At 62.5% G+C, this 25197-nt stretch carries 19 protein-coding genes; 7 read left to right on the top strand and 12 right to left on the bottom strand.

The features are described 5' to 3' along the window. The gene (locus GTP58_RS04575) at nucleotides 1–1530 is read right to left on the bottom strand and encodes a PAS domain-containing sensor histidine kinase (RefSeq protein WP_229215418.1); all 1530 of its coding nucleotides are present in this window, start codon (nucleotides 1528–1530) and stop codon (nucleotides 1–3) included. A gap of 229 nt (nucleotides 1531–1759) precedes the next feature. Here GTP58_RS04575 and GTP58_RS04570 point away from each other — a divergent pair, with 229 nt between their 5' ends. The 5 genes from GTP58_RS04570 (at nucleotide 1760) to GTP58_RS04550 (ending at nucleotide 8764) form a co-directional block, all read left to right on the top strand. Continuing rightward, the gene (locus tag GTP58_RS04570) at nucleotides 1760–2881 is read left to right on the top strand and encodes a mechanosensitive ion channel family protein (protein ID WP_229215417.1); all 1122 of its coding nucleotides are present in this window, start codon (nucleotides 1760–1762) and stop codon (nucleotides 2879–2881) included. A gap of 128 nt (nucleotides 2882–3009) precedes the next feature. Next, nucleotides 3010–4500, top strand: coding sequence for an iron-containing redox enzyme family protein (locus tag GTP58_RS04565; protein ID WP_161076446.1), 1491 nt, complete (start codon nucleotides 3010–3012; stop codon nucleotides 4498–4500). Between the two features lie 8 nt (nucleotides 4501–4508). Further along, nucleotides 4509–5321, top strand: coding sequence for a cyanophycinase (locus GTP58_RS04560; protein ID WP_161076445.1), 813 nt, complete (start codon nucleotides 4509–4511; stop codon nucleotides 5319–5321). Between the two features lie 3 nt (nucleotides 5322–5324). Then, nucleotides 5325–7979 carry a cyanophycin synthetase gene (gene cphA, locus GTP58_RS04555; protein ID WP_161076444.1) on the top strand — a complete coding sequence of 885 codons (2655 nt, stop codon included), beginning with the start codon at nucleotides 5325–5327 and terminating at the stop codon, nucleotides 7977–7979. A gap of 2 nt (nucleotides 7980–7981) precedes the next feature. Beyond that, complete coding sequence (locus GTP58_RS04550) at nucleotides 7982–8764, top strand: isoaspartyl peptidase/L-asparaginase (protein WP_161076443.1); 783 nt, start codon at nucleotides 7982–7984, stop codon at nucleotides 8762–8764. On the opposite strand, the gene GTP58_RS04545 is transcribed toward GTP58_RS04550, so the two are convergent. Together GTP58_RS04545 and GTP58_RS04540 are read right to left on the bottom strand one after the other, a co-directional pair. After that, nucleotides 8761–10611: a Mur ligase family protein gene (locus GTP58_RS04545; protein WP_161076442.1), complete on the bottom strand. Its 1851-nt coding sequence runs from the start codon at nucleotides 10609–10611 to the stop codon at nucleotides 8761–8763. The genes GTP58_RS04550 and GTP58_RS04545 overlap by 4 nt on opposite strands. Continuing rightward, nucleotides 10608–11114, bottom strand: coding sequence for a hypothetical protein (locus GTP58_RS04540; protein WP_161076441.1), 507 nt, complete (start codon nucleotides 11112–11114; stop codon nucleotides 10608–10610). Before GTP58_RS04540 ends, GTP58_RS04545 begins: the two co-directional genes overlap by 4 nt. Nucleotides 11115–11302: 188 nt before the next feature. On the opposite strand from GTP58_RS04540, the gene GTP58_RS04535 reads away from it, so the two are divergent. Continuing rightward, nucleotides 11303–12457, top strand: a complete 1155-nt coding sequence (locus GTP58_RS04535; protein WP_161076440.1) for a diguanylate cyclase — start codon at nucleotides 11303–11305, stop codon at nucleotides 12455–12457. Between the two features lie 2 nt (nucleotides 12458–12459). On the opposite strand, the gene GTP58_RS04530 is transcribed toward GTP58_RS04535, so the two are convergent. Then, entirely contained in the window at nucleotides 12460–13644 is a 1185-nt protein-coding gene (locus tag GTP58_RS04530; RefSeq protein ID WP_161076439.1) for an NnrS family protein, read from the bottom strand. Between the two features lie 169 nt (nucleotides 13645–13813). On the opposite strand from GTP58_RS04530, the gene GTP58_RS04525 reads away from it, so the two are divergent. After that, nucleotides 13814–14077 carry a heavy-metal-associated domain-containing protein gene (locus tag GTP58_RS04525; RefSeq protein ID WP_161076438.1) on the top strand — a complete coding sequence of 88 codons (264 nt, stop codon included), beginning with the start codon at nucleotides 13814–13816 and terminating at the stop codon, nucleotides 14075–14077. An 18-nt stretch (nucleotides 14078–14095) separates the two neighbouring features. Here the strand turns inward: GTP58_RS04525 and GTP58_RS04520 are convergent, their stop codons facing one another. The 8 genes from GTP58_RS04520 to GTP58_RS04485 all read right to left on the bottom strand — a co-directional run bounded on the left by GTP58_RS04520 (nucleotide 14096) and on the right by GTP58_RS04485 (nucleotide 25190). Beyond that, entirely contained in the window at nucleotides 14096–14752 is a 657-nt protein-coding gene (locus GTP58_RS04520; RefSeq protein WP_161076437.1) for a response regulator, read from the bottom strand. A 16-nt stretch (nucleotides 14753–14768) separates the two neighbouring features. After that, nucleotides 14769–16697, bottom strand: coding sequence for a type IV pili methyl-accepting chemotaxis transducer N-terminal domain-containing protein (locus GTP58_RS04515; RefSeq protein ID WP_161077256.1), 1929 nt, complete (start codon nucleotides 16695–16697; stop codon nucleotides 14769–14771). 50 nt (nucleotides 16698–16747) lie between these two features. Further along, nucleotides 16748–17722, bottom strand: a complete 975-nt coding sequence (moaA, locus tag GTP58_RS04510) for a GTP 3',8-cyclase MoaA (RefSeq protein WP_161076436.1) — start codon at nucleotides 17720–17722, stop codon at nucleotides 16748–16750. 97 nt (nucleotides 17723–17819) lie between these two features. After that, the gene (locus GTP58_RS04505) at nucleotides 17820–18566 is read right to left on the bottom strand and encodes a peptidylprolyl isomerase (RefSeq protein WP_161076435.1); all 747 of its coding nucleotides are present in this window, start codon (nucleotides 18564–18566) and stop codon (nucleotides 17820–17822) included. A gap of 10 nt (nucleotides 18567–18576) precedes the next feature. Further along, nucleotides 18577–19260, bottom strand: a complete 684-nt coding sequence (gene narI, locus GTP58_RS04500; RefSeq protein WP_161076434.1) for a respiratory nitrate reductase subunit gamma — start codon at nucleotides 19258–19260, stop codon at nucleotides 18577–18579. A gap of 11 nt (nucleotides 19261–19271) precedes the next feature. Beyond that, on the bottom strand, nucleotides 19272–19943 hold the full coding sequence (gene narJ, locus GTP58_RS04495) for a nitrate reductase molybdenum cofactor assembly chaperone (protein WP_161076433.1): 672 nt from the start codon (nucleotides 19941–19943) through the stop codon (nucleotides 19272–19274). Beyond that, on the bottom strand, nucleotides 19936–21492 hold the full coding sequence (narH, locus tag GTP58_RS04490) for a nitrate reductase subunit beta (protein ID WP_161076432.1): 1557 nt from the start codon (nucleotides 21490–21492) through the stop codon (nucleotides 19936–19938). Before narH ends, narJ begins: the two co-directional genes overlap by 8 nt. After that, complete coding sequence (locus GTP58_RS04485; RefSeq protein WP_161076431.1) at nucleotides 21489–25190, bottom strand: nitrate reductase subunit alpha; 3702 nt, start codon at nucleotides 25188–25190, stop codon at nucleotides 21489–21491. The genes narH and GTP58_RS04485 overlap by 4 nt, the downstream gene beginning before the upstream one ends. Between the last annotated feature and the right edge of the window lie 7 nt (nucleotides 25191–25197).

Genomic DNA, 25197 nt, shown 5'->3' with positions numbered 1-25197 from the left:
CTACAACGCCTTCAGCGTACGAATCAGGTCACTCAGGCGGTAAGGTTTGGCGATGAGTTCAAAGCTGCCGATGTCCGGCATTTCATCGCGCAGTGAAGAGGTGACGTAACCCGATGCCAGCACGATCTTCACCCTGGGGAAGTCGCTGCGCACCGCCTTGCCCAGTTCCACGCCGCTCATGCCGGGCATGACCACGTCGCAGAACAGGATGGCGATATCCGGCGTACGGCGCAGCGTTTCCAGCGCCTGCATGCCGTTATGCGCCGACAGCACTTCATACCCGAGATGGCTGAACAGGCTGATGGCTGTTTCCAGCACCTCGGGCTGGTCATCGACCAGCAGTACTTTCTCCGCGCCGGCGCCCGGGTGAATCAGGTTCGACTCTTTCTGTGCGGGCAGCGCCGGGAAGTACAGCGACACCGACGTCCCCTCCCCTGGCCGCGAGTCCAGCGTCAACGCACCGTGGCATTGCTGCGCCAGGCCATACACCTGGCTCAGGCCCAGTCCTGTGCCCTTGCCCACTTCCTTGGTGGTGAAAAACGGTTCGATGGCACGCGTCATGGTTTCCGGTGTCATTCCTTCGCCGCTATCCTTGACCACCACGCGCACATAGCGGCCGGCAGGCAGGCGATCCACCTCGTTATCGGCCAGGGTGACGGCGGCCAGGTCCATCATCACCTCGCCTTCTTCCTTCATCGCGTCGCGCGCATTGACCACCAGATTGAGCAGCGCCGCCTCGAACTGCGTCGGATCGATCATGGCCTGCGGCAGGTCGGCCTCCATCTGCAGAGACAGATGCATGGCATCCGGCAGCGCGCGGTGCAGTACCGCCTCGAACGAACGGATCACGCGGCCGATGTCGTGCGCCTCCTGCTTGAGCGGCTGCTGGCGCGCGAAGGCCAGCAGTTGCTGGGTCAGCGAGGCGCCGCGCTGCGCCGCACGCGCCATGGTATCGACGGATTTGGCGATGATGGCCGGGTCCTTGGACAGGCGCAGCAGCTCCAGCCCGTTCATGATGACGCTGAGCAGATTATTGAAGTCATGCGCGATGCCGCCCGTGAGCTTGCCGATGGCCTCCAGCTTCTGCGACTGGAACAAGGCCTCGCGGGCGCGCTCCAGCTGTTCGGCGGCGACGCGGCGTTCGGTGATGTCGCGGGTGATCTTGGCAAAGCCCAGCAGCTCGCCGTGCGGATCGACAATCGGATCGATCACCACACTGGCCCAGAAACGGCTGCCATCCTTGCGCACGCGCCAGCCCTCGTCTTCGAACTTGCCGGTGGTGCGCGCCAATTCGAGCGCCAGCGCCGGCCGCCCCGCCGCCTGGTCTTCTGGCGTGTAGAACATGGAAAAATGACGGCCGATGATTTCGTCCGGATGATAGCCCTTGAAACGCTGCGCGCCCGCATTCCAGGTCACGACCACGCCTTCCGGTGACAGCATGTAGATCGCGTAGTCAGTCACCCCCATAATAAACTGGCGGAACCGTTCGGCTTCGATCGCAACGACACTGGGCTGGGCACTTTGCTGCATAGTCATCCTTATTCGCTACTCAACATGAATTTTACTTGAGAGCAAACAAAAACCACGCAAACTTCTTCAATCGTTCGTCCTGGACAAACCATACCTTACGACGGCCAATTCATTCAAATATTACCGAAGGGGAATTATTAATGAGGTGGCGGTGTGATGCAACGAACAGAACGGTGCCAGCCAGCCGCCTAAGATGAGGTGCTTACCGCCATCTGACAGGAGTCTGGTTTTGAATATCCAACGTTATCTGGCGCCGTTTGCGCAACTGGACGGCGAAGCGCTGATCCTTGCCGCTGTCACTGCCCTCATCACCTTCCTCGCTATCCATTTGTTTTTGCGCGTGCTGCGGCGGCGCCTGTGCAAGCATGAACAACAGGGGCGCGCCGACCGCCCGGTAGCAGAGCTGCTTAAATCCTCGCTCAACCGTACCAGTACACTGGCTGTACTGGTCATCGCCATCATGACTGGCCTGAACACACTGGACTTGCCGGTGGTGTGGGAAGAACGGTTACGCCACCTGTGGTTTATTGTACTGGGACTGCAACTGGTACTGTACCTGGACCGTGCCGTCACACTGGGTGCGCGCCGCTATTTCCGCAGCCATGCCGAGGACGAGCAATCGCCGACCACCGTCGCCAATACCCTCATGGTGTGGGCGCTCAAGACTACGCTGTGGGTGATCTTCCTGCTGGCAGCGCTGTCCAACCTCGGCATCAATGTGTCGGCGCTGGTCGCCAGCCTGGGCATCGGCGGGATTGCCGTCGCGCTGGCGGTGCAAAACGTGCTGGGCGATTTGTTCGCCTCGCTGGCTATCGCGGTCGACAAACCGTTTGAAGTGGGCGACGCAATTGCCATCACCAATGTCTCCGGCACCGTGGAGCATGTCGGCCTCAAGACCACCCGCATCCGTGCCGACAGCGGCGAACAAATCGTCATCGGCAATGCGGAGCTGCTCAAGAATACGGTGCGCAATTACAAACGCATGCAAACCCGGCGGGTGCAGTTCTCGCTGCGCATCAACCCGGCGACGCCGCCCGAGCAAGCCGCCAAGGTGCCCGACGCACTCAGGGCGATTGTCGAACGCCAGCCGGACGTGCGCGCCGACCGCGTGCACCTCAAGTCCATCAGCCAGGACGCGCTGGAATATGAACTGGTGTTCTACGTGCTGAATTCCTCCTACCTCAGCTATATGAACGCCCAGCAGGCGGTGCTGCTCGACGCACTCCAGGCCTTTGCGGACCTGGGCATCGACGCCAATGCCGCCACCCGCCGCCTCGTATTCGAGCAGGGTACGGAAGCCGCCAACGAGCAACTGCTGCCTGAGCGTGAAATGAAGACGCGCCCTCACTGATGACGTAAGCCTTTTCTTACACGCGCACAGGAGCGGCACCGATGTGACAGTCTGGACTGCGCACCGATAATTCCTTCACCGATGCACCGCCCCATGGTGGTGCATTCAACCTACACACGGAAATAACAATGACTCTGCTCGCGCATGCTGTTGACGCTTGCCCGGCGACTGCCGACACCGGCGACGCCACCACTACTGCCACCACCGCCCTCACCGCCAAGGCGGTCTACCAGCTGCTCAACGCCGGCCCGGCGCAAACCGCGGCCAACGCCCTTGCCTGCGCATGGCTCGATCAACGCCTGCTGGAAGCGCGCCAGCTTTGCGACGATCTGCCCGAGCATCTGGACGATATGACCGCATGGATGGTCAAGCGCTCGGCACGTATTGGCGACGCCTACCGCAGCTATTTGCAAGCGCGTCACGAAGGTGCGCCACGCCGCTATTTCAGCGGCAAAGGCCACGCGCTGCATTTCCTGCAAAACGTCGCGCCGACCAAACTGGTAGACGGCGCCTGGCTGTATGGCCTGCTGGCGCACTGGGACGATACGGATTTTCGTCCGCTCATCGAAACCTATCTGGAAGAACTCGGCGACGGCGTACCAGACAAGAACCACGTACTGCTGTACAAAAAACTGCTGGCCAGCCACCGCTGCGAACAATGGCAGGATGCACCGGACGAGCACTTCATCCAGGGCGCGATTCAACTCGCACTGGCCTACAACGCCGAACGCTATCTGCCGGAGATCGTGGGCTACAACCTCGGTTACGAACAGCTGCCACTGCATCTGCTCATCACCGCTTACGAACTGAATGAGCTGGGCATCGATCCCTACTACTTCACACTGCATGTCACGGTCGATAACGGTGGCACCGGGCACGCGCAGATGGCTGTGCAAGCCTTGCGCCAGCTGCTATCGCGCTGCGGCGATCCGGCGGCGTTCCTGGGCCGCGTCCACGACGGCTATCGCCTGAACGACCTGGGCTCCTGCACCACCTCCGTCATTTCCGGCTTCGATCTGGAGCAGGAACTGGTACGCATCATGGCCGCCAAGGCGGTGGTTGGCCACAATATGCATTCGGACTACTGCCGGGTGGGTGGCCGCAGCATCAACGACTGGCTGGCCGATCCGCAGCAGATACCGCACATGCTGGCAGCGCTTGAAAGCGCAGGCTGGATACAGCGCGGCCAACCCGCAGAGAACAGCCGTTTCTGGCGGCTGATCCAGAGCGAGCGGGCCGAGATGTTCGGCGTCTTCAACGCCTACGAACAGCAGATCCTCAGCGACTGGATTGCCACGCCTCCCGGCCAGGCGCCAGCAGCATCCGCGCGCATTCCAAGCTACCGCGCGCGCCAGCGCACCCTGGACACGCTGGGCGTCCATCACACGCCACGCGGCGGTGCCCAACGCGGCGTGATCCGTCATCACCCGGCTTCTGATGCGGCCAACGACAGCCTTAACGCCAGCAGCGCGGAATTGCGTCAGCTGGAACAGCAAATCGCATCGCTCGGCAGCAAGCAGGCAGCGATGCAGCTACTGATGAAGCATATGTCGCCGGACCTGCACCACAGTGCCAGTGGCCTGATGGCCACGCGCATGTTCCGCCAACTGATGAACTGAGGAGTCCCATGGGTAGCCTGATGATTATCGGCGGTGCGGAAGACCGCACCGACAACATGGAAGTGCTCAAGAAGTTTATTGAACTGTCTGGCGGCGAAGATCAACCCCTGGTGGTGCTGACCGCTGCCAGCACCGTACCGGAAAAAATCTGGGAGATGTACCAGGGCGCTTTCAACGCCCTGCATGCGCACAAGGTGCGCCACCTGCCAATGGCCGACCGTGCCGCAGCTGAAGACGAGGAACTGGCGCACGCAATTGCGACGGCAAAGGGCATCTTCATTACCGGCGGCGACCAGAAACGGCTGATGACGATTATCGGCGGCACCCGCTGCGGCAACGCCCTGCGCCAGGCCTGGCTGGAAAACGGCGCCTGCCTGGCCGGCACCAGCGCTGGCGCCTCGGGCATGTGCACGCACATGATGGCGGAAGGCCACGCCGACCTGGCGCCGGAAAAAGGCGCGGCACGGCTTGCGGCGGGACTGGGTTTTGTCCCGCGCGTCGTGATCGACCAGCACTTTGCACAACGCCACCGCATCAATCGCCTGCTCAGCGTCGTGACGCAAAGCCCGTTCCTGCTGGGCGCCGGCATCGATGAAAACACGGCGCTGGTGGTTCATCAGAGCGACGGCCTGGAAGTGGTTGGCGAAGGCTGCGTCACCGTGGTGGACTGCCGCGATGCACGCACCAACATCGTGGACATTCCGGCCGGCGAAGTCCCCCATATTTTTGGCGCGCGCCTGCATCTGCTGCCAGCCGGCGCCTGCTTCCGCCGCGAAGGCGAACTGACTGACTTTATCGATTATCTGACCAAGGAACATTGAAACATGAATATCATCGAACAACGCGTACTGCGCGGCCCTAACCTGTACTCCTCGCAGCCATGCGTACTGACCGTGCTCGATCTGGGTGAACTGCAGCATGTCTCCACCGCCAGCGTCCCCGGCCTGAATGACCGCCTGCTGGCCATGCTGCCATCGCTGTACGATCATCGCGGCCCGGTGGGCAAGTATGCGGGCTTCGTACAGTCGCTGAAGGAAGGCACCAGCCTTGCGCATCTCACCGAACACCTGGCCATCACCTTGCAATGCCTGGCCGGTACGCCTGTCAATCTGGGGCGTACGCATGAAGTGGCAAACGTTCCGGGCCGCTACCGCGTGGTGTGCGCCTATGAACTGGAGCAGGTCGCCGTCGATGCGGTGGAACTGGCCGTGACGCTGGCGCACGGCCTGGCCACTGGTGACCACGCCGTGGAGCAAACGCTCAACAAAGGCCTGGCCGAGTTGCGCGACCTGGCGGAGCGCCAGGCCATCGGCACCAGCAGCGGCGCCATCGTGCGCGCCGCGCGCCGTCAGGGCATTCCTGTGGCGCGGCTGACGCCGGAGGCCAATATGTTCCTGTTAGGCTGGGGCGCACAGCAAAAACGCCTGCAAGCGACCATCACCGGCGACACCGGCCATATCGCGGTTGAAATCGCATGCGATAAACAGCTGACCAAAACACTGCTGCAGGAAGCGGGCGTACCGGTGCCGGAAGGCGTCACCGTACGCAGCGTCGAACAGGCGCAGCGCGCGGCACGCCAGCTGGGCGGCCTGGTGACGCTCAAGCCACTGGACGGTAACCATGGACGTGGCGTCACCACCCGCTGCGGCACGCCGGAGGAAGTGGAAACGGCCTTTGAGCGTGCGCGTGAACATGGCCGCACCATCATCGTCGAACGTTACATCAAGGGCGACGACTATCGCATCTTCGTCGCCGGTGAACGCGTAGTCGCCGCAGCACTGCGCCGGCCGCCGACGGTAGTGGGCGACGGCGCCTCGACCATCCGCCAGCTCGTGGAACAGGAAAACCGCAATCCGGCACGCGGCGAGGGCCATACCAACATCCTGACGCGCATTCCACTGGATGGCCTGTCCGCCACCGAACTGGCCGAACAGGGCCTGGACTTCGACAGCATTCCAGCGCCACAGCAGCGCGTACGCCTGCGCGGCAACGCCAACCTGTCGAGCGGTGGAACTGCGGAAGACGTCACCGACCGCCTGCCGCCGCAAACGCTTTCAATGTGTGTACGCGCCGTGCGCAAGATCGGCCTGGACGTCGCTGGCATCGACCTGGTCTGCGAGGACATCTCGGTACCGCTGGACGGCCGCAACGGCGCGATCATCGAGATCAACGCCGCCCCCGGCATCCGCATGCATGAATACCCGAGCGCCGGCACGCCGCGCGACGCCGGTACCGCCATCGTCGAATCCATGTTCGGCAACAGCGACGGCCGCATTCCTGTTATCGCCATCACCGGCACCAACGGCAAGACCACCACCACGCTGATGATCGAACACACCTTGCGCCAGGCGGGCATTGCCACCGGTTGCACCACCACCGAGGGCGTCAGCATCAACGGCCAGCCGGTGGCGCAAGGCGATTGTACCGGCTACTGGTCGGCGCGCACCGTGCTGTCGGCGCCGGAAGTGGAATTCGCCGTTCTGGAAACCGCCCGTGGCGGCATCCTCAAACGCGGGCTGGCGTTCGACCGCTGCGACGTTGCCGTACTGCTCAATGTGAGCGACGACCATCTGGGCATGGATGGCGTGGACACGGTGGAGCAACTGGCGCGCGTCAAGGCCGTGGTGGTGGAAACCGCCAGCCGTGCCGTGGTGCTCAACGCGGAAGATGAACGATGCGTCGCCATCGGCGCCAGCCTGTCCCCTCAGGTAGAAATCATCTATTTCAGCTGCCAAGCCGCGCATCCGGTACTGCAGGCGCACTTGCAACGCGGTGGCCGCGCAGCATGGCTGGAGTCAGGTGCGCTCATGCTGGCCGATGGCAAAACCACGCAACGCCTGCTGGCAGCAGCCGACATGCCATCCACGCTGGGCGGCTGTGCACAGCACAATATCGCCAACGGTCTGGCTGCAGCCGCCGCCCTGATGGCGAACGAGCTCAGTGCGCCGATGATCGTCGCGGGACTGCGCACCTTCGTTTCGGACGCACGCAACAACCCTATGCGCAGCAATGTCTATGACGTCGGCGGCGTCCAGGTAATTGCCGACTACGCGCACAACCCGGCGGCATTCTCCGCGCTGGCAGCCACCGCACGCGCGATGACGGCGCAGCGCACCGTGGCGATAGTCACCTCCCCTGGCGATCGCCGTGACGAACATTTCAAACAGATCGGCCAGATTTGCGCACAGGGCTTCGACAACGCCGTGTTCTACGAATGGACCAGCGAGCACCGTGGCCGCCAGCGCGGAGAACGCGCCGGCATCATGTTTGAAGCAGCCAGCAACGCGCGCGGTTCGTCCGACGGCATCTACATCGACAGCGATCCTGCGGAGGCACTTCGCCGTGGCCTGGCGTTGTGCCGTCCTGGTGACGTGCTGCTTTACTGCTGCGGCGCTTCGGTATCCGAACTGGTAGAGGCGCTACGTCCGGTCGATCCCGCCAGTGCCGAACGTATTGGCGAAACGCTGGCACAGGCCTGAAGATGCCAACCATCGTGGTCCACGGCGGCGCCGGCGCCAGCAAGGCATACGAGGATGGCTGCGTCGCTGCCGCGCAGGCGGGCATGTTAGCGCTGCGTAATGGCGCCGGCGCGCTGGAGGCGGCGGTGGCCGCGGTCGTCCTGCTGGAAAACGATGGCCGCTTCAACGCGGGCATCGGCTCTAAAGTGCGCAGCGACGGCGTCAGCGTGCAAATGGATGCCGCCGTCATGGACTCCACGGGCCTGCTGGGGGCGGTGGCGGGCTTGCAGACGGTGCGCAATCCGGTGCAGGTCGCGCGCGCCGTGGCGGCCACGCCGCAGCATCTGCTGTGCGGCGAAGGTGCTTTGCGCTTCGCCCGCCAGTCAGGCTATGCGGTGTTTGATACGATAAACAACGGTTCGCCGACACGTGTTGACGGCTGCGACACCGTCGGCGCCGTGGTACGCGACAGCGAAGGACGGTTTGCGGTAGCCGGATCGACCGGCGGCGCATCGCCGTCGCCGCTGGGCCGTGTTGGCGATACGCCCATCATCGGCGCAGGCTTTTATGCCGGTCCCAAAGGCGCCGTTGCCGCTACCGGCATCGGTGAACATATCATGCGGCACTTGCTGGCGCGCGAGGTCTATCAATGGCTGGCCGATGGCATACCGCTGCCGCAAGCACTACAGCGTGGCCTGGGCATGGTGGATCATAAAATTGACCTGGGACTGATTGCGGTCACTGCCAGCGAGGCAGGCAGCGCCAGTAACCGCGACATGCCTGCCTGGACCCTGAACGCAGACTAGGCGCCCGCCTGCTCTGCGACGGCATCGGCCGCCGTCGGATCGATGGTGCGTAGCGCATCGATCAGCGTCGCTATCGTCGTCCCGCATGAAAACATCATCACATCGCCCGCCCGGCATTCGCGAAAAGCACGTTGCAGCGCATCGCTGGCGGAGCTGAAGGTTTCCACACCCCGCGAGCCTGCAGCGCGCGCGCCATCCGCGATGAGTTCAGCAGCCTCGCCATGCGGCCTGCCCCGGCTCGACGATTCGTACACGAACAGGCGGTCGAACGCCTCCGCGCAGCAGGCGCCGATGTGGCACAAATCACTGTCACGGCGGTCGCCCGGCGAGCTGACGACGGCAAGTACGCTGCCGCCCATGCCCTGGGTCAGCGCGCCCAGTGCCGTGTAGGCCGCCGCGTTGTGGGCGTAATCCAGTACGATCCGCACATCGCCCACCTTGAAAATATTGGTGCGCAGCGGGTTGGTCGCCGCATCCGAGACAAACGACGCCAGACCCGATGCAATCTGCTCCACACTCAAGCCGGTGGCATGCAGCGCGGCGGTTGCGGCCAGCGCATTGGCAATGTTGTAGCGCGCGAGGCCACCCACCGTTGCAGGAATGTCCGTGACCGGCATCACCGGTTGCCGCCGCGTTCCCGTACCCAGCATGATGACTTCATGCTCCAGCCAGACGCCGCAGCCGTCCTGCTCCAGATGGGCGCGCAAAACGGGATTGTCCGCATGCAGGGAGAAGAAGATGGTGCGGGTATCTGGTGCCAGTGTCGCTTGCGCCGTAACGCAATGTATATCGTCCGCATTCAGTACCGCGTCAGCTGCACTGCGCACGACCAGCGACTTCACGCGCGCCAGATCCTCGACCGTGTCCACGCCATCCAGGCCAAGGTGATCGCCAGAGACGTTGAGCAGTACGCCAACGCTGCAACGGTCATAGGCCAGGCCGCGCTTCAGGATGCCGCCGCGCGCCGTCTCCAGCACCGCGTAGTCCACCTGCGGCGACATCAGCACCGCCCGATGCGACCAGTAACCGGTGCAGTCCCCATGTGACAGGCGGTGACCGTTGACAAAAACGCCCGTGGTGGTGGTGTGCCCGGTACGCAGGCCGGCGCAGCGGGCCACGTGTGCAATCATCAGCGTGGTGGTGGTTTTGCCATTGGTGCCGGTGACGGCGACTACCGGGATACGGCCATGTTCTGCTTCGGCCAGCATGTGTGTCACGCGCGTGGCCTGGTCGAGCAGCACATCCTCATCTCCACCAACGCCGATTTTGGCTGCCACCATGCTGGCATCCGCGTCTGGCTTGTCCAGCAATGCTTCCGATAGCAGGGCGCGCGTCAGTTGGGCATCGCGCGCGACGGTGTGGCCAAGCAGGCGGTTGTCAGGGCCCGCGCCCTCCATAAAACGCGACTGGCGGCTCCCCCATCCTACCGTCAGCAGTCCTGCGTGTTCGCTGACACGCAGTACCGGGAAGCCCTGGATGCGTGCCGACTCCGCCAGCGACTGCATTGCCGGCGACAGGCCCATCTCCGTGGCATAGTGGCGCAGGCTGGCGACCGCCGCTGCCATATTAGGCTGCGGCTGGGCTGCCAGCTCCACGGCCGTCCGCAGCGAAGCTTGCGCCACATGTTCAATCGCGTATTCGACGATGATACGGTATTGATCTGCATGGCCGGACACAGGCTCGGTCCGGGCGTAATTCACGGCATGTCCGCATTCGCGCTGCAACTGCAGGCTGAGATCGGCAATCCGGTTGGCCGCCGTTTCATCCGCCTCAACGATGGCGGCGATGCAAGGTAAGGCATGGTACATATTCGCGCCGCGTAGCAGGCGCTGTTGGATAATCTTCATGGTTTGAGTTTTTCGTCTTCCGCTTGGGCTTCCTGCATGGCAGCCGGTTCCAGTTCTTCGGCCGAGCGGTTCAGGTAGATGAACGTCCCCCATGCCGCGAGCAGCACGCCAACGCTGGCCACCAGGGCGGCCACATAGAGCAGCTCACTGGCGTCGTCGTGCACGGCGCGGAATGTTGCGACCAGCCCTTCGATCGCCAATGCCACTACCACCACCACGAAAAAGCGCGACAGGAAACGGCGCACGCGCGTCGGCGCGCTGATGTCGGCGTCCCGCACCACCTCTTCTTCAATAATGGTTTCGGCGATCTGCAGCGCCACCACGGCGGCAGCCAGGATGCCGATTGCCTCGATCACTTCCTGCGCAGCAGCCAGGCCGGTGTCCGCATGCAGCGCATGCCAGCCGACCTGTGCGCCGATGGCGATCAACACCAAGGCGCCGGCGGTAAACAGCAGCGCGATCGTGGCGTGGACGATGCCAAACGCCAGCATGAGTTTTTTCATATCCTTCCCCCTCTGCGGCGATTGTAGGACGCACGATTGCCGCCCTTTGTGCGCCAGGGCACGGTGGGGGTGCAGGTGCTGGTCAAGCAATAGCTTGACATGCAACGAATTTCACATCCGTTGCAGAATAGACACAAATTCCCGTGAAGACACAGGGCATAATGTTTGGATATCGAGAGGGTCCCCAGATGTCCCACGAAATCGTCCATACCTTTGGTTTCACGGTGTACTTTGTATTCCTGCTATTCTTCCTATGGATCAGCCGGTTTGCCAGGACCAGCTCCGGGGCTGGCTGGTGGGCGGTGTCGATTTCCTTCGCACTGTGCTCGCGGCTCGTGCTATTCATGGCCGCGTCCGCCCCCACCAATATCCAGCCTGCCGCTTTCGTCTACGCCCTGTTCATCATCATGGAGAAGCCCTTTCTGCTGACAGGACTGGTGCGCTTCCTGAATCTGGAGGTACAGGAGCGCTGGTTCTGGATCGCCGGCGGCCTCGCCGAAATGTGGATACTCTCGACATGGACGCTGGAAGCGCCAGGCTATGTGCGCAGTACCGGCTATGCGCTGCTGAATGCCGGCATGCTGGCCTACCTGGGCTACACCGCTTTCCGCCATCGTCATGAGGTGCCGGGATGGACGCTGCATGCCACTGCCGCTGCGGCCTCCGCGCTTGCCATACACTGGCTGACCGCACCCTACGCAATGTTCTATGCGCCGGCATGGTCGCGCAATGGTTTCCTGCTTGGCACCCTGCTGGTGCTGATGATGTATTCCTCGCTGTTGGCGGCCATCCTGCACCGCGTGCAGAAACGCCTGATGGATGCGGAAGCCAAGGCGCTGGGGCTGGCCTTTCTTGATCCGCTGACGGGACTGAAGAACAAGCGCTACATGGAGCAGCTGTTCGACCATGCGCTCCTGCTGGCCACGCGCCCGCATCAGGTGGTGGCCGTGTTCTATATCGACCTGGATAACTTCAAGCCGATTAACGACAGCGCCGGCCACGCGGTGGGTGACCAGGTACTAAAAACCGTGGCGGCCCGGCTTCAATCCCACACCCGCAGTACCGACATCTGCGCGCGGGTTGGCGGCGATGAGTTCATCGTCATCGGCACTCAGCTGGAGCAAGCGGAGCAAGCCTACGAGATTGCGAAGAAACTGCTGGAACAGTTGACCACCCAGATTCCCGTCAGCGGCAACAACTTCGCCCTCGGCGCCAGCATCGGCATCAGCCTCTATCCGCAGCACGGCACCAGCCTCAATGAGCTGATCGAGCGGGCCGACAGTGCCATGTATCAGGTCAAACGCAATGGCAAGAGCGGCTTTATCATCTACGACGCACGCTGAGCTCAACCCGGCTTGCCGTCCACGCGCGCGCTGGACAGATACGGCACGTAGACGATGGCGTAGGCGATGAAGGCGGCCGTCCAGAGTCCCGCGCTGGCCATCAGCACGACGCCCTGCTGCGTGTCGTAACCTAATGCCGACGCCACGCGCGCCAGGGCGCTCAACTGGATCAGCGTGAACATCCAGCGCTCCCCACGCCCTGCCTTCAATGGCCGTCCGGTGTGGCCCAGCGTGGTACGGGTAATCATGCCTAGTATCAGGCCTGCCATGGAACCTACCGTCAGCGCATGGAAGCCAGCACTGGCGCTCACCAGCTGCCAGCGCGACAGCACCAGCAGCACAAAGCCCGCTGCGATCCACGCGTAGGACAGATGCATAATCCACAGCAGCGGCACCGACAGCGTACGCAACGCCTGCCAGCGCCACAGGCGCAGCAACACCAGCGCGGCGGCAGCCAGTGCCAGGGGCGCGAACAGCAGGCGCGGCGCATTCACGACCCAGCACAGGGCCGACGCAGCCAGCAAGCCTAAACACGCCTTATCCAGTCCGGGTTGCACCAGCGGCGCGGTGCCGGGCGCACCGTTACGGGTGAACATGGGAATGATGCGCGTGCCGATGGCAGCTTCCATCATCACGATGACCAGGATCGCAGCCTGCACCGGGGTAGCGGGCGTCACCGCCAGCCATCCCAGCGCGGCAGCATGGAACACCGCATTCGCCAGCGCCATCAGCGCCAGCAAGCCAACCAGGAAGTAGTTGCGCCTGTTGTTCGCCTGCCGCATCACGCGGAATAGCGGCCATGCGGCGGCGGGCAGGAACAGCCAGTCGATTGCCGCGGCGACCAGCGGCGGCGCCACCAGCATGGCCACGCGCCCCGCCAGCCACAAGGCCACCAGCGCCGCCAGCCTGCCGCGCCGTGGCGTCCACAAGCCGGTCCAGTTATAGCCTGCGGTGTACAGAAAGCCCACCACCACCGCAGCCGCCATGCCGAACACCATCTCGTGCATATGCCACATGAAGCCGATGTTCAGGCCTTGCGACAGCAGGCCGAAATACTGCGCCATCCACAGCGGAATCGCCAACGCGGCAAAGATCGCCGCCACCATGTAGAACGGCCGGAAGCCCAGCCGCCACAAGGGATGGCCAGTTTGCGCGCGCGTGGGTTCGTCGATACGGAGCAGTGTCATGATTCATTTCCTTTGAGTGGTCATTCTCATTTTCCGCGCCAGGCGCGCGCGAGTGAAGCAGCACGCCCGATATTCATAACCTGGATCAAGAAAACCACACTTAGCCCGGCAGCCGGGACACGCCTGCGCTAGGCTATCGCTGTTGCGACATCATCTTGAAAGGATTGCTATGCAAATCGCTGTACTCAACATCGACGGCATGAACAGCGAAGGCTGTGCCGACAAAATCACCGAACTGCTGACCAATATGGCGGGCGTCAGCGATGTCCGCGTGTCGCTGCGCGACGGCCTGGCCAGCGTGCAGCTGGATGAAGCGGTCGTCTCGGCACGCACGCTCACGCGCGGCCTGACCTCAGCTGGCTACCCGTCCGTGCCCGCTGCCGAACCAGCGGCCAAATCCGGCGGCTGCTGCGGTGGCTGCTGCGGCGGTTGATGCTGGTCCGGCGGCGCTTCAGCCGCCGTGTTGTTTGCGGTGCTCCACCGCATACACGGCCGCCTGCACGCGGCTGCTCAACTTGAGTTTTTTCAGCACGCTCTGCACATGGATCTTGACCGTGCTTTCCGCCAGATCCAGGATGCGCGCAATGCCCTTGTTGCTTTCGCCGCGCGCCAGGCAATCGAGAATTTCCCGCTCACGTGGCGTCAGTTTGTCCAGTTCGGACGCCGCCGGCGGCACCGTGCCGCTTTGCAGCTGGGCCACCAGCTTGGCGGTCATGGCTTCGGCCACCACGGTTTCACCGGCGGCGGCACGGCGGATGGCGCGGGTCAGGTAGTCGGTGTCGATGTTCTTCAACAGGTAACCACTGGCGCCAGCCTTCAATGCCGTACTGAGGTCTTCCGCATCTTCCGATACGGTCAGCATCACGATGGCGCTTTCAGGACTGTCCTGCCGCATCAGTTGCAGCGTCTCGACGCCGGACATGCCGGGCATGTTCAGGTCCAGCAGCACCACCTGCGGCTTCAGTTGCTGCGCGCGTTTGACGCCTTCAAAGCCATCGGCCGCCTCGCCCACCACGGAAAATTCCGGATGTCGTTGCAGCAGCGAGCGTATGCCGCTACGGAACAGGGTGTGATCGTCGACCAGCAGCACGCTGATAGGTTCGTCCATGGCATTTCTCTCCTTGTTATGCGGCGCGGCGCTGGGCGCGCGGCATGTGCAGCACCACTTCCGTACCCTCGCCCGGCGCCGAGTTCAGTTGCAGCTGGGCGTCGATGCGCTGCGCGCGCTCGCGCATGATGTTGATGCCGACATGGGCGTCACCCAATGTCTCCAGCTTCTGTACATTGAAACCGTGGCCATTGTCCCTGATACTGAGCGTGAAGTCCTGGTCGTCGGACAGCTGTATCCACACCTGGCTTGCCGATGCATGCTTGCGGACGTTGGACAAGGCTTCCTGCACGATGAACAGCAGCTGCAGCTGATGCTCGCGCGGGAATGGCGCACCATCGCTATCGGCATCGAACCCGACCGCGATGCCGCTCTGGCGGCGGAACTTGTCGATCACGGTTTCCAGCGACGACACCAGCGTGCCCTCCTGCAAACGCGTGCGGAAGTTGTGCAGCAGTTCGCGCACGTCCTGGTAACTCTCGTCCACGCCGGCGCGCAGCGCGGGCACGATGCTCTCCACTTCATCAAGACGCTGCTGCTTGAGCGACTGCTCCAGCATCTGCACTTGCAGGTTCAGGAAGTTCAGACCCTGGGCAATGCTGTCGTGCAGCCCTTGCGCCACCAGGTTGCGCTCTTCCGAGATGGCCAGCTCGCGCTCGCGTACCTGCAGGCGCTGGTTCTCGATCGCGGTGCCCAGCAACTGGCCCAGTGTCTCCAGCAGCGCTGTCTGCGCCGGCGTAAACACGGTGGTCTGGCGGAAATGCAGATTGAAGAAGCCAAGGTACTGGCGCTGCGCGAAGATATGGAAGATCGAAATGGTCGAGAAACCTTCGCGGTGGCATTGCAGATTGTGGTTATCCTTGTGGCGGCGCAGGTCATGGATCACGGCCAGCTTGTTGACCACCGCTTCGCCGCACAGGCAGTCGCCAACTTTCAGGCAGCGCTCGGACTCCACCAGTTCCTCCGATATGCCCTCGTGCACCAGCATATGGATGTTATTGCGGTTCGGGTCCAGCACGCGCACGGAGCCGCCATCCGCGCCAAAATAGTCGCTGATGCGCCGCAGGAAGCCGCTGCACATGGCCTCCGCCGACTGCGGCTGCTGCAGGAAGGCAGCGCTGTCATATAGCAGCGCCAGTTCCTTGTTTTGCTGCTCCAGCTCTGCGGTCTTGTTCTGCACCCGCTGCTCCAGATTGCCGTAGGAGTCCTGCAGCTTGTCCGCCATCTGGTTGAAGCCGCGCGCCAGCATGCCGAATTCGTCGTTGCTCTCCACCGGCAGCCGCACGCTCAAATCCTGCTCGCGCATGCGTTCCAGGCCGCCCTGCAGACGCGTGACGGGCGCCACGATCATGTCGAACAACAGGTAGATGATGCTGACCGTGCCGACCAGGGCCAGCGCCAGCAGCGTCAATTGGGAGGCCCGCAGCCAGAAAGTACGGCTTTCGCTGTCGCGTTCTATGCGCTGCACCAGCTGATCCACGCTTAGCACGAAGTGTTCGGTGCGTTGCTGCACCGCGTAGGAGGCGGCGACCGGCGAAGCCGCAGGTGTCATCAGGGCGGTTACCTGCGGCGCCAACGCCATGCGCCATTCGCGCTGGACTTCGCTATACACATTGCGGATGGCGGAAGTCGGCGGCAGGAACAAGGGCCGCTGCGGATTGCCATGCTGCAGCAGCTCCAAGGTGCCGTCGATGCGCTGCACTTGCGCGCGCAGGCGCTCCACCGCATCGGCGTGGCCGCTGTCATCGATCAGGCGGCCGGCCAGCATCGCCAGCTTGTAGCTCTCCATGCGCAAGCTGCCGGCAACGTTAATCGCAGCCGCGCTGCCTTCCAGCTGCCAGGACAGCAGCAGGGTCGAGCCGATTACCAGCAGGGCCACTGCGAGAAAACTCAGCAGCAGCCCGACGATGCGGGTCGACAGCTTTTGCCAACTGGCGAACAGTATCGGCTTCAATGATCTCTCCAGATGTGGACAGCACTAGTATACACGGCAGCTCAGCCGCCTGTTTGCGACATGAGGCGGATGATCTTCTCCGGTTGACGGTTAAAGTCATGCTCCTGCGGTTTGAGTTCGATGGCCTCGCGTATCGCCTGCTCCAGTTGCGCGTCGCTGGCGCCGCCGCGCAGCAAAGGACGCAGCGGATACTGCTGTTCCTGTCCCAGGCACAGATACAGCGTGCCGTCGACCGATAGCCGCACGCGGTTGCAGGTGGCGCAGAAGTGCTGCGACATGGGCGTGATATAACCAATGCTGGCCTGGCCATCCGCCGTCGCCCAGTAGCGCGCAGGCCCGCCGCCCAGCTCCAGCGCCTGTGGCCTGAGGTCAAACTTTGCCGCCAGGCGCGCCTGCACCGGCGCCAGGTTGAGGTAGGACGTATTCTGCCCCGTCGCCCCCATGGGCATGACTTCGATCAGCCGCAGCATGAACTGCTGTTCGATGCAGAACGCCGCCATGGCGTCGATCTCGGCATCGTTCACACCACGCATGGCAACCATATTGATTTTGACCGGCGCCAGCCCCGCATCCTTCGCCGCCTGCAAGCCTTGCAGCACCACCGGAAGACAGTCGCGTCCCGTGATATTGGCCATGCAGTCGCGGTCCAGCGTATCCAGGCTGACATTGACGCGCGTGACACCAGACGCCTTCAGCGCCTCGGCATAACGCGCCAGCCGCGTGCCGTTGGTGGACAGCGACAGGTCGCGGATTCCCGGCAGCGAGGACAAACGTGAAGCCAGTTGAGGGATATTGCGGCGCGTCAGCGGCTCGCCGCCGGTGAGGCGCACGCGCGAGGTGCCCAGCCGTGCGAAGGCTGCAACCACACGCTCGATTTCTGAAAAAGTCAGCCAGTCCGGCGGATCCTCATACCCCTTGAAGTCCTTGGGCATGCAATACGTGCAGCGCAGATCGCAGCGATCCGTCACCGACACCCGCAGATAGTCGATCGATCGACCAAAACGGTCGCTTAACATCGTCGCTCTCCTGTCTTGAATGGTGTAACACCATTGTAAGGGCCGGCGCGCGTCCTGCCACTTCACATGACGGCGTAGCCGGCCTAGTTCTTTATAACTATTGCACCAGTGGCGAGCTTGTGCCTTCCAGCTCTACGCCGTCGATGTCGGCGCGGCCGACCAGGATATGCAGGTACTGGTGCAGCGCGCGCTGCCAGGACTGGCGCTGCAGCTCATCGGCGATCTGCGCCTGCACGGTAATAAACGGGATCACCTGCCCTGCCACGCGCCGCATCGCCTGCACGATATGCAGGCCAAAGCGCGTTTCCAGCAGACGGCCGGACAGCTCGCCCGGTTGCAGGCGGAAGAGCAGCTCCTCGAATTCGGGCACGCATTGGCCTCGTGCCAGCTGCCCCAGGCTGCCTCCGATCGCGCCGGACGGACAGTTCGAATACTGGCCCGCCAGTTCGGCAAAGCGCTCGGGTCTGGCCTGCAGCTCGGCGAGGATATCCTCCGCCGTCTGCCGCAGCAGATCCAGCGGCGAGGCATCCGTCACCTGGAACAGGATGTGGCGCGCCTCCACCAGATCGCCGCTGCGGAAACGCTCCGCATGGGCCAGGTAGTAGCGCAGGCAGGCTTGCTCGTCCGCCTGCGGCACCATCACTTCTTGCGCAAACAGCGCTTCGATGCGTTCGTCGTCATTGGCGCCGCCGACACCCAGCCGCGCCGCTTCGTCCAGCAGCACGCGGCGCAGCACCACTTCATGCACCGCTTCGCGCAGCGGATTGCCGGCCTGCTGGTGATGCACGATTTCTGCTTCGATGGCGCTGTCGTTGATGTCCACGCCGTTGACTGCAATCCCCATTCTCTTCCCCTCAGCGCGAACGCACCAGTTGATATGCACGGCTCAGATAAGTCACCGCACCGAAACCGCTCCAGACGTGTACCAGACGTGTGAACGGGAAAATCACAAACAGCGACATGCCCATAACCAGATGCAGCTTGAAGATCAGCGGCGCGGTCTCGATAAAGCCAGCGGCATCGCCGCGGAAGGTCACGATATGCTGCGCCCAGGTCATCAGCAGCACCATCATGTAGCCATCCAGGTGGCCGGCCGAGACAAAGATCGACGACAGGCCAAGCAGCAAGGTAGCCAGCAGCCAAAGCAGCACCAGCTTGTCCTTGAAGGTGGTGCGGGCACGCACGCGGTCATTGCTGAAACGGCGCGCCAGCAGCATCAGAAGTCCCAGCAGGCACATGGCCCCCATCAGGCCACCCGCCGTCATCGCCACCAGTTGCTTGACGGTGTGGCTGACGCCCAGTGCATCCCACACCCACACAGGCGTGAGCAGGCCGGCCGCGTGGCCGAAGAACAGGCCAAGCACGCCGACGTGGAACAGGGGGCTGCCAAGACGCAGCATGCCGGTATTGAGCGTCTGGCTCGATTCCGACTTCCAGGTATATTGTTCGCGGTCGAAGCGTATCAGGCTACCCACGAAGAAGATCACCAGTGCGATGTAGGGGTAGATCCCAAACAAAAATTGATTTAGATAGTTCATGGCAGTCTCCTTCAATGATGCCGCGGCGCTGCCGCCTTGGGATAGAAATTGATCGGATGCGCGCCGCCGGGCAACGACCCGGCTCCCGGCTTGAGCAACGGTTCGATGCCGTCAGCGCCAGGGCCGAAAGTCTCCAGGGCCTCGTCCATATCGCGTACCGGCGGGCCGCGCAATTCTTCCGCCTGTACGCTGGTCTGCGTCTGCAGCACGTCGAAGATGGCGGCGTAAGGGCTGCCGTTGGCCCGCAGCTTGCGCCCGATGTGGGTCAGCACGTGGATGGCGTCGCCCAGCAGGCGCTCCGCATCCTGCGCCGTTTGCTGCGACAGGAATTCCAGGAACAGCGGCACGTAGTCCGGCAGATCGTCGCCGACCATCTCCAGGCCGTGGCTGCGATACTCCGCCATCAGGTCCACCATGGCCTGGCCACGGTCGCGCGACTCGCCATGAATATGCTCGAACAGGTGCAGCGAATGCGAAGGGTTGCGGTCAAACGTCATCACATACTGCTGCTGCAGTTCGATCAGCGGCGTGCAGGCGAACCAGGAAAACAGTCCACCCAATGCCGCATGCCACTCCGGTTCCTGCTCCAGCAGCAGTTCATTCAGCGCCGCCTGGTCTTCCAGCAGCTCCGGTTCCGGGTACAGCAGCAGTGCCGACAGCACCTTGTAGCCTGGCTTAGACATCGACGTTCTCCTTTTTCTTGCGCGACTTCGGCATCATCATGAAGATTTCCGAGCCGTGTTTTCGCTTGCCGAACAAGCTGGCATCGCTGACGCCATCCGAACAACCGTTGCCAAAGCTGAAGCCACAGCTGCCTTTCTCGTTGAAGCTATCCTCGGCCATCTCCTTGTGGCTGCTGGGGATGACGAAGCGGTCTTCGTAATTGGCAATCGCCATGATGTGGTACATGTCTTCGACCATCTCCGCTTCCAGGCCCACCTGCTTGAGCACTTCAAGGTCAGGTTTGCCGTCCACGCTCTTGCTGCGCATATAGGCGCGCATCGCCAGCATGCGGTCCAGCGCCCTGATGACAGGCGGCTGGTCACCGGCGGTCAGCAGGTTGGCCAGGTACTGCACCGGAATGCGCAGGCTTTGCGTGTCCGGCAGGATGCCGTTCCTGCCCATGCGGCCCGATTCGGCGGCAGCCTGGATCGGCGATAGTGGCGGGATGTACCACACCATTGGCAGCGTACGGTATTCAGGATGCAGCGGGAACGCCACCTTCCACTCCACCGCCATCTTGTACACCGGCGAACGTTTGGCCGACTCCAGCCACGAGTCAGGGATGCCCTGGCGGCGCGCTTCCGCAATCACTTCGGGATCGTGCGGATTCAGGAACAGGTCCAGTTGCGACGGATACAGGTCACGCGGATCGGCCACCGATGCAGCGGCTTCGATCTTGTCGGCGTCATACAGCAGCACGCCCAGGTAGCGGATGCGGCCCACGCAGGTTTCCGAGCAAACGGTGGGCTGGCCGGCTTCGATACGCGGATAGCAGAAGGTGCACTTTTCCGCCTTGCCTGACGACCAGTTGTAATAGATCTTCTTGTATGGGCAGCCGGAGATGCACATGCGCCAGCCACGGCATTTGTCCTGGTCGATGAGCACAATGCCGTCGTCTTCCCGCTTGTACACCGAACCCGATGGGCAGGAGGCGACACAGGCCGGATTGAGGCAATGCTCGCAAAGACGCGGCAGATACATCATGAAGGTGTTTTCGAAGGTGCCGTACATTTCCTTTTGCATATTATCGAACAGCGTGTCCTTGCTGCGCTGGGCGAATTCGCCACCGAGGTCGTCTTCCCAATTCGGACCCCACTCGATTTTGTCCATCTTCTTGCCGGTGATGACGGAGATCGGGCGCGCGGTCGGTGGCGTTTCGACCAGCGGCGCGTTCTGCAATCGCTCGTAATCGTAGGTGAACGGCTCGTAGTATTCGTCGATGTTCGGCAGGTTGGGGTTGGCGAATATCTGTGCCAGGATCTTCAGGCGACTGCCCTGGCGCGGCTCGATCTTGCCGCTGTCCGTGCGGCGCCAGCCGCCGTTCCACTTGTTCTGGTCTTCCCAGTGTTTGGGGTAGCCGATACCTGGCTTGGTTTCGACGTTGTTGAACCATGCGTACTCCACGCCATCGCGGCTGGTCCACACGTTCTTGCAGGTGACCGAGCAGGTGTGGCAGCCGATGCATTTGTCCAGGTTCAGCACCATGCCGATTTGCGCTCTGATCTTCATACGTTCACTCCTTGCATAGGGCCTTCCAGCCAGTCAACCTTGTTCATCTTCCGCACCAGCACGAATTCATCGCGGTTGGAACCTACCGTGCCATAGTAGTTAAAGCCCCACGACAGCTGCGCATAACCACCAATCATGTGGGTCGGCTTGGTGACCGCACGCGTTACCGAGTTGTGTATGCCACCGCGCTTGCCCGACTGCTCCGCACCGGGTACGTTGATGATTTTTTCCTGTGCGTGATACATGATCGTCATGCCCTCCGGTACGCGCTGGCTGACGATGGCGCGCGCCGTCAGCGTACCGTTGACGTTGAAGACCTCGATCCAGTCGTTATCAGCAATGCCGGCCGTTTTCGCATCCACCTCCGACAGCCACACGTGAGGACCGCCACGCGACAGTGTCAGCATCCGCAGATTGTCCGAGTAGGTGGAGTGGATACCCCACTTCTGGTGCGGCGTGATGAAGTTCAGCGCGATCTCCTTATTCCCGTTAGGCTTGGCCCCCAGCATGGCGGTCGTAGTCTTGGTGTTGATGGCCGGCTTGTAGACGCAGAAGCCCTCGCCAAAATCCCGCATCCAGCGGTGATCCTGGTAGAACTGCTGGCGGCCGGTCAGCGTGCGCCATGGGATCAGTTCATGCACGTTGGTGTAGCAGGCGTTGTAGCTCACCTCCTCCGATTCCAGGCCGGACCACGTCGGCGACGAAATGATCTTGCGTGGCTGCGCCTGGATATCGCGGAAGCGGATGCTGTCGTGCTCACGCGGAATGGCCAGGTGGGTATGGTCGCGGCCCGTGATCCTGGACAGCGCTTCCCAGGCCTTGACCGCGACGTGGCCATTGGTTTCGGGCGCCAGCGACAGAATCATTTCGGCCGCATCGATCGCCGTATCAAGGCGCGGCTGGCCGTGGCCCACGCCAGGCGTCAGCACCGTGCGGTTGATGCCACGCAGGACCTCCACCTCATGGCCAGTCTTCCAGCTGATGCCTTTGCCGCCGTTGCCGATCGATTCCAGCAATGGGCCGATCGAGGTGTATTTCTGGTAGATCTGCGTGTAATCGCGCTCCACCACCGTAAAGTTGGGCATGGTCTTGCCGGGAACCGGTTCGCATTCGCCGGCGCGCCAGTCCTTGGGATCGAATGGCTGGCCCAGTTCACCCGGGGTATCGTGCATCAGCGGCGTCAGCACGATGTCTTGCTGCGTGCCGAGATAGGCGCCGCCAATTTCTTCAAACTTCCTGGCGATGCCTTTGTAGATTTCCCAGTCCGAACGGGCTTGCCACAGCGGCTGCACGGCTTCCGACAGCGGATGGATAAACGGATGCATGTCCGAGGTATTCAGGTCATCCTTCTCGTACCAGGTGGCGGTCGGCAGCACGATGTCGCCGTACAGGCAGGTGGTGGACATGCGGAAGTCCAGCACCACCAGCAGATCCAGCTTGCCTTCCGCCGCCGGGCGTACCTTCACGTGCTGCGGCTTGATGCAGTCGTCTTCATCGCTCATCAGCGCGTTCTGGGTGCCAAGCAGGTACTTGAGGAAGTACTCATGGCCCTTGCCCGAGCTGCCCAGGATATTCGAGCGCCAGACAAACATATTGCGGGGGAAGTTGGCGGGATTGTCCGGGTCGTCGCAGGAGAATTCCAGCTTGCCCTGTTTGATCTGGTCTACCGCGTAGTCAACCGGCTTGACACCCGCCGCCGCCGCCGCACGCGTTACTTCCAGCGGATTGGTTTGCAGTTGCGGCGCCGATGGCAGCCACCCCAGACGTTCCGCCTTGGCGTTGTAGTCCAGCAGTGTCATGGGGGCGACGTCATCTCCCGCCAGCGGCGAGGCGATTTCCCCGGTGTGCAGCTTCTCGTGGCGCCATTGGCTGCTGTGGTGGTAGAAGAACGAGGTGCCGTTCATCTGGCGCATCGGACGGTTCCAGTCCTGCGCGAATGCCAGCGGCGTCCAGCCGGTTTGTGGCCGCAGCTTTTCCTGACCCACATAGTGCGCCCAGCCGCCGCCCGACTGGCCGATACAGCCGCACATCATCAGCATATTGATGATGCCGCGATAGGTCATGTCCATGTGGTACCAGTGATTCAGCGCAGCGCCGACAATCACCATGCTCTTGCCACGCGTACGGTCAGCGTTCTCGGCGAACTGGCGGGCCACGGTGACCACATCGGCCGCCTTGACGCCCGTATGCTTCTCCTGCCATGCCGGGGTGTATGGCACGCTGGCGTCGTCATAGCTGGCAGCCACATTGCCGCCGCCCAGGCCACGGTCCACACCGTAATTTGCCATGGTCAGGTCAAACACGGTGGCAACCAGCGCGGTGCTGCCGTCGGCCAGTGTCAGGCGCTTGACCGGCACGTGGCGCATCAGCATATCGCTGGCGTCCTTACCGCCGAAGTATGGGAAGCCAACGGCGACCACGTCATCGCTGCTGCCCAGCAGCGACAGTTGAGGACTGACCGGCGCACCATTGCCGCCCTCTTTCATCTCCAGGTTCCATTTGCCGGATTCGCCCCAGCGGAAACCGATGGAACCAGCCGGCGCCACGATACGGCCGCTGGCTTCGTCGATCACCAGCGTTTTCCATTCCGGATTATTGGTTTCGTCCAGGTTGTTGTCCAGGTGCGAGGCGCGCAGGAAGTATTCCGGCGCCAGCACACCGTTCTGCTCCTTCAGCTGCACCAGCATCGGGAAGTCGGTGTACTGCCTGGCATACTCTGTGAAGTATTGGGACTGCTGCGCGGTGTGATACTCGTTCAGGATCACGTGCCCCATGGCCAGCGCCAGTGCGGCATCCGTGCCTTGTTTGGGCGCCAGCCAGATATCGCCAAACTTGGCCATCTCGCCGAAATCCGACGACACTGCGACAGTCTTGGTGCCCTTGTAGCGCACTTCGGTGTAGAAGTGGGCGTCCGGTGTACGGGTCATCGGCACATTGGAACCCCACACCATCAGATAGGTGGAGTTGTACCAGTCCGCCGATTCCGGCACGTCGGTCTGCTCGCCCCAGACTTGCGGGCTGGCTGGCGGCAAATCGCAGTACCAGTCGTAGAAGCTCAATGCAACGCCGCCGATCAGCGACAGATAGCGCGTGCCGGCAGCGTAGCTGACCATCGACATCGCAGGAATCGGCGAGAAGCCGACAACCCGGTCAGGGCCATACTTCTTGATGGTCAGCGCATTGGCTGCGGCGATCATCTCATTGGTTTCATCCCAGCTGGCGCGCACGAAGCCGCCAAGACCGCGTACGGTTTTGTATCTGGCGGCGCGTTCAGGGTCCTGGCTGACGTAGTCCCAGGCCGTGACCGGATCCATGGTCTTGCGCGCCTCGCGCCACATTTCCATTAATCGGCCGCGCACCATCGGGTATTTGACGCGCTGCGCGGAGTACACGTACCAGGAGTAGCTGGCGCCGCGTGGGCAGCCGCGTGGTTCGTGATTGGGCAGGTCCGGGCGGGTGCGCGGATAGTCCGTCTGCTGGGTTTCCCAGGTAATCAGGCCGTTCTTCACGTAGACCTTCCAGCTGCAGGAGCCGGTGCAGTTGACGCCGTGCGTGGAACGCACGATCTTGTCATGCTGCCAGCGCTGGCGGTAGGCGTTTTCCCAGGTGCGGTCTTCGTCGACGACGGCGCCATGGCCGTCGGAGAAAGTCGATGTGGTTTTATTGAAGAACTTCAGGCGATCCAGAAAATGACTCATGCTACCT

This window comes from Duganella sp. CY15W (assembly GCF_009857555.1).
GTDB lineage: Bacteria > Pseudomonadota > Gammaproteobacteria > Burkholderiales > Burkholderiaceae_D > Rugamonas > Rugamonas sacchari.
This window is presented reverse-complemented; position numbering and strand designations above follow the sequence as displayed.

Excerpts from the sequence above, each read along its gene's own strand:
- GTP58_RS04505 (WP_161076435.1), bottom strand. The coding sequence starts at position 18,566 with ATGGGGATTGCAGTCAACGGCGTGGACATCAACGACAGCGCCATCGAA.
- GTP58_RS04540 (WP_161076441.1), bottom strand. The coding sequence starts at position 11,114 with ATGAAAAAACTCATGCTGGCGTTTGGCATCGTCCACGCCACGATCGCG.
- narJ (WP_161076433.1), bottom strand. The coding sequence starts at position 19,943 with ATGTCTAAGCCAGGCTACAAGGTGCTGTCGGCACTGCTGCTGTACCCG.
- narI (WP_161076434.1), bottom strand. The coding sequence starts at position 19,260 with ATGAACTATCTAAATCAATTTTTGTTTGGGATCTACCCCTACATCGCA.
- GTP58_RS04535 (WP_161076440.1), top strand. The coding sequence starts at position 11,303 with ATGTCCCACGAAATCGTCCATACCTTTGGTTTCACGGTGTACTTTGTA.
- GTP58_RS04485 (WP_161076431.1), bottom strand. The coding sequence starts at position 25,190 with ATGAGTCATTTTCTGGATCGCCTGAAGTTCTTCAATAAAACCACATCG.
- narH (WP_161076432.1), bottom strand. The coding sequence starts at position 21,492 with ATGAAGATCAGAGCGCAAATCGGCATGGTGCTGAACCTGGACAAATGC.
- GTP58_RS04550 (WP_161076443.1), top strand. The coding sequence starts at position 7,982 with ATGCCAACCATCGTGGTCCACGGCGGCGCCGGCGCCAGCAAGGCATAC.
- GTP58_RS04575 (WP_229215418.1), bottom strand. The coding sequence starts at position 1,530 with ATGCAGCAAAGTGCCCAGCCCAGTGTCGTTGCGATCGAAGCCGAACGG.
- moaA (WP_161076436.1), bottom strand. The coding sequence starts at position 17,722 with ATGTTAAGCGACCGTTTTGGTCGATCGATCGACTATCTGCGGGTGTCG.
- GTP58_RS04530 (WP_161076439.1), bottom strand. The coding sequence starts at position 13,644 with ATGACACTGCTCCGTATCGACGAACCCACGCGCGCGCAAACTGGCCAT.
- GTP58_RS04560 (WP_161076445.1), top strand. The coding sequence starts at position 4,509 with ATGGGTAGCCTGATGATTATCGGCGGTGCGGAAGACCGCACCGACAAC.
- GTP58_RS04545 (WP_161076442.1), bottom strand. The coding sequence starts at position 10,611 with ATGAAGATTATCCAACAGCGCCTGCTACGCGGCGCGAATATGTACCAT.
- GTP58_RS04520 (WP_161076437.1), bottom strand. The coding sequence starts at position 14,752 with ATGGACGAACCTATCAGCGTGCTGCTGGTCGACGATCACACCCTGTTC.
- GTP58_RS04565 (WP_161076446.1), top strand. The coding sequence starts at position 3,010 with ATGACTCTGCTCGCGCATGCTGTTGACGCTTGCCCGGCGACTGCCGAC.
- GTP58_RS04525 (WP_161076438.1), top strand. The coding sequence starts at position 13,814 with ATGCAAATCGCTGTACTCAACATCGACGGCATGAACAGCGAAGGCTGT.
- cphA (WP_161076444.1), top strand. The coding sequence starts at position 5,325 with ATGAATATCATCGAACAACGCGTACTGCGCGGCCCTAACCTGTACTCC.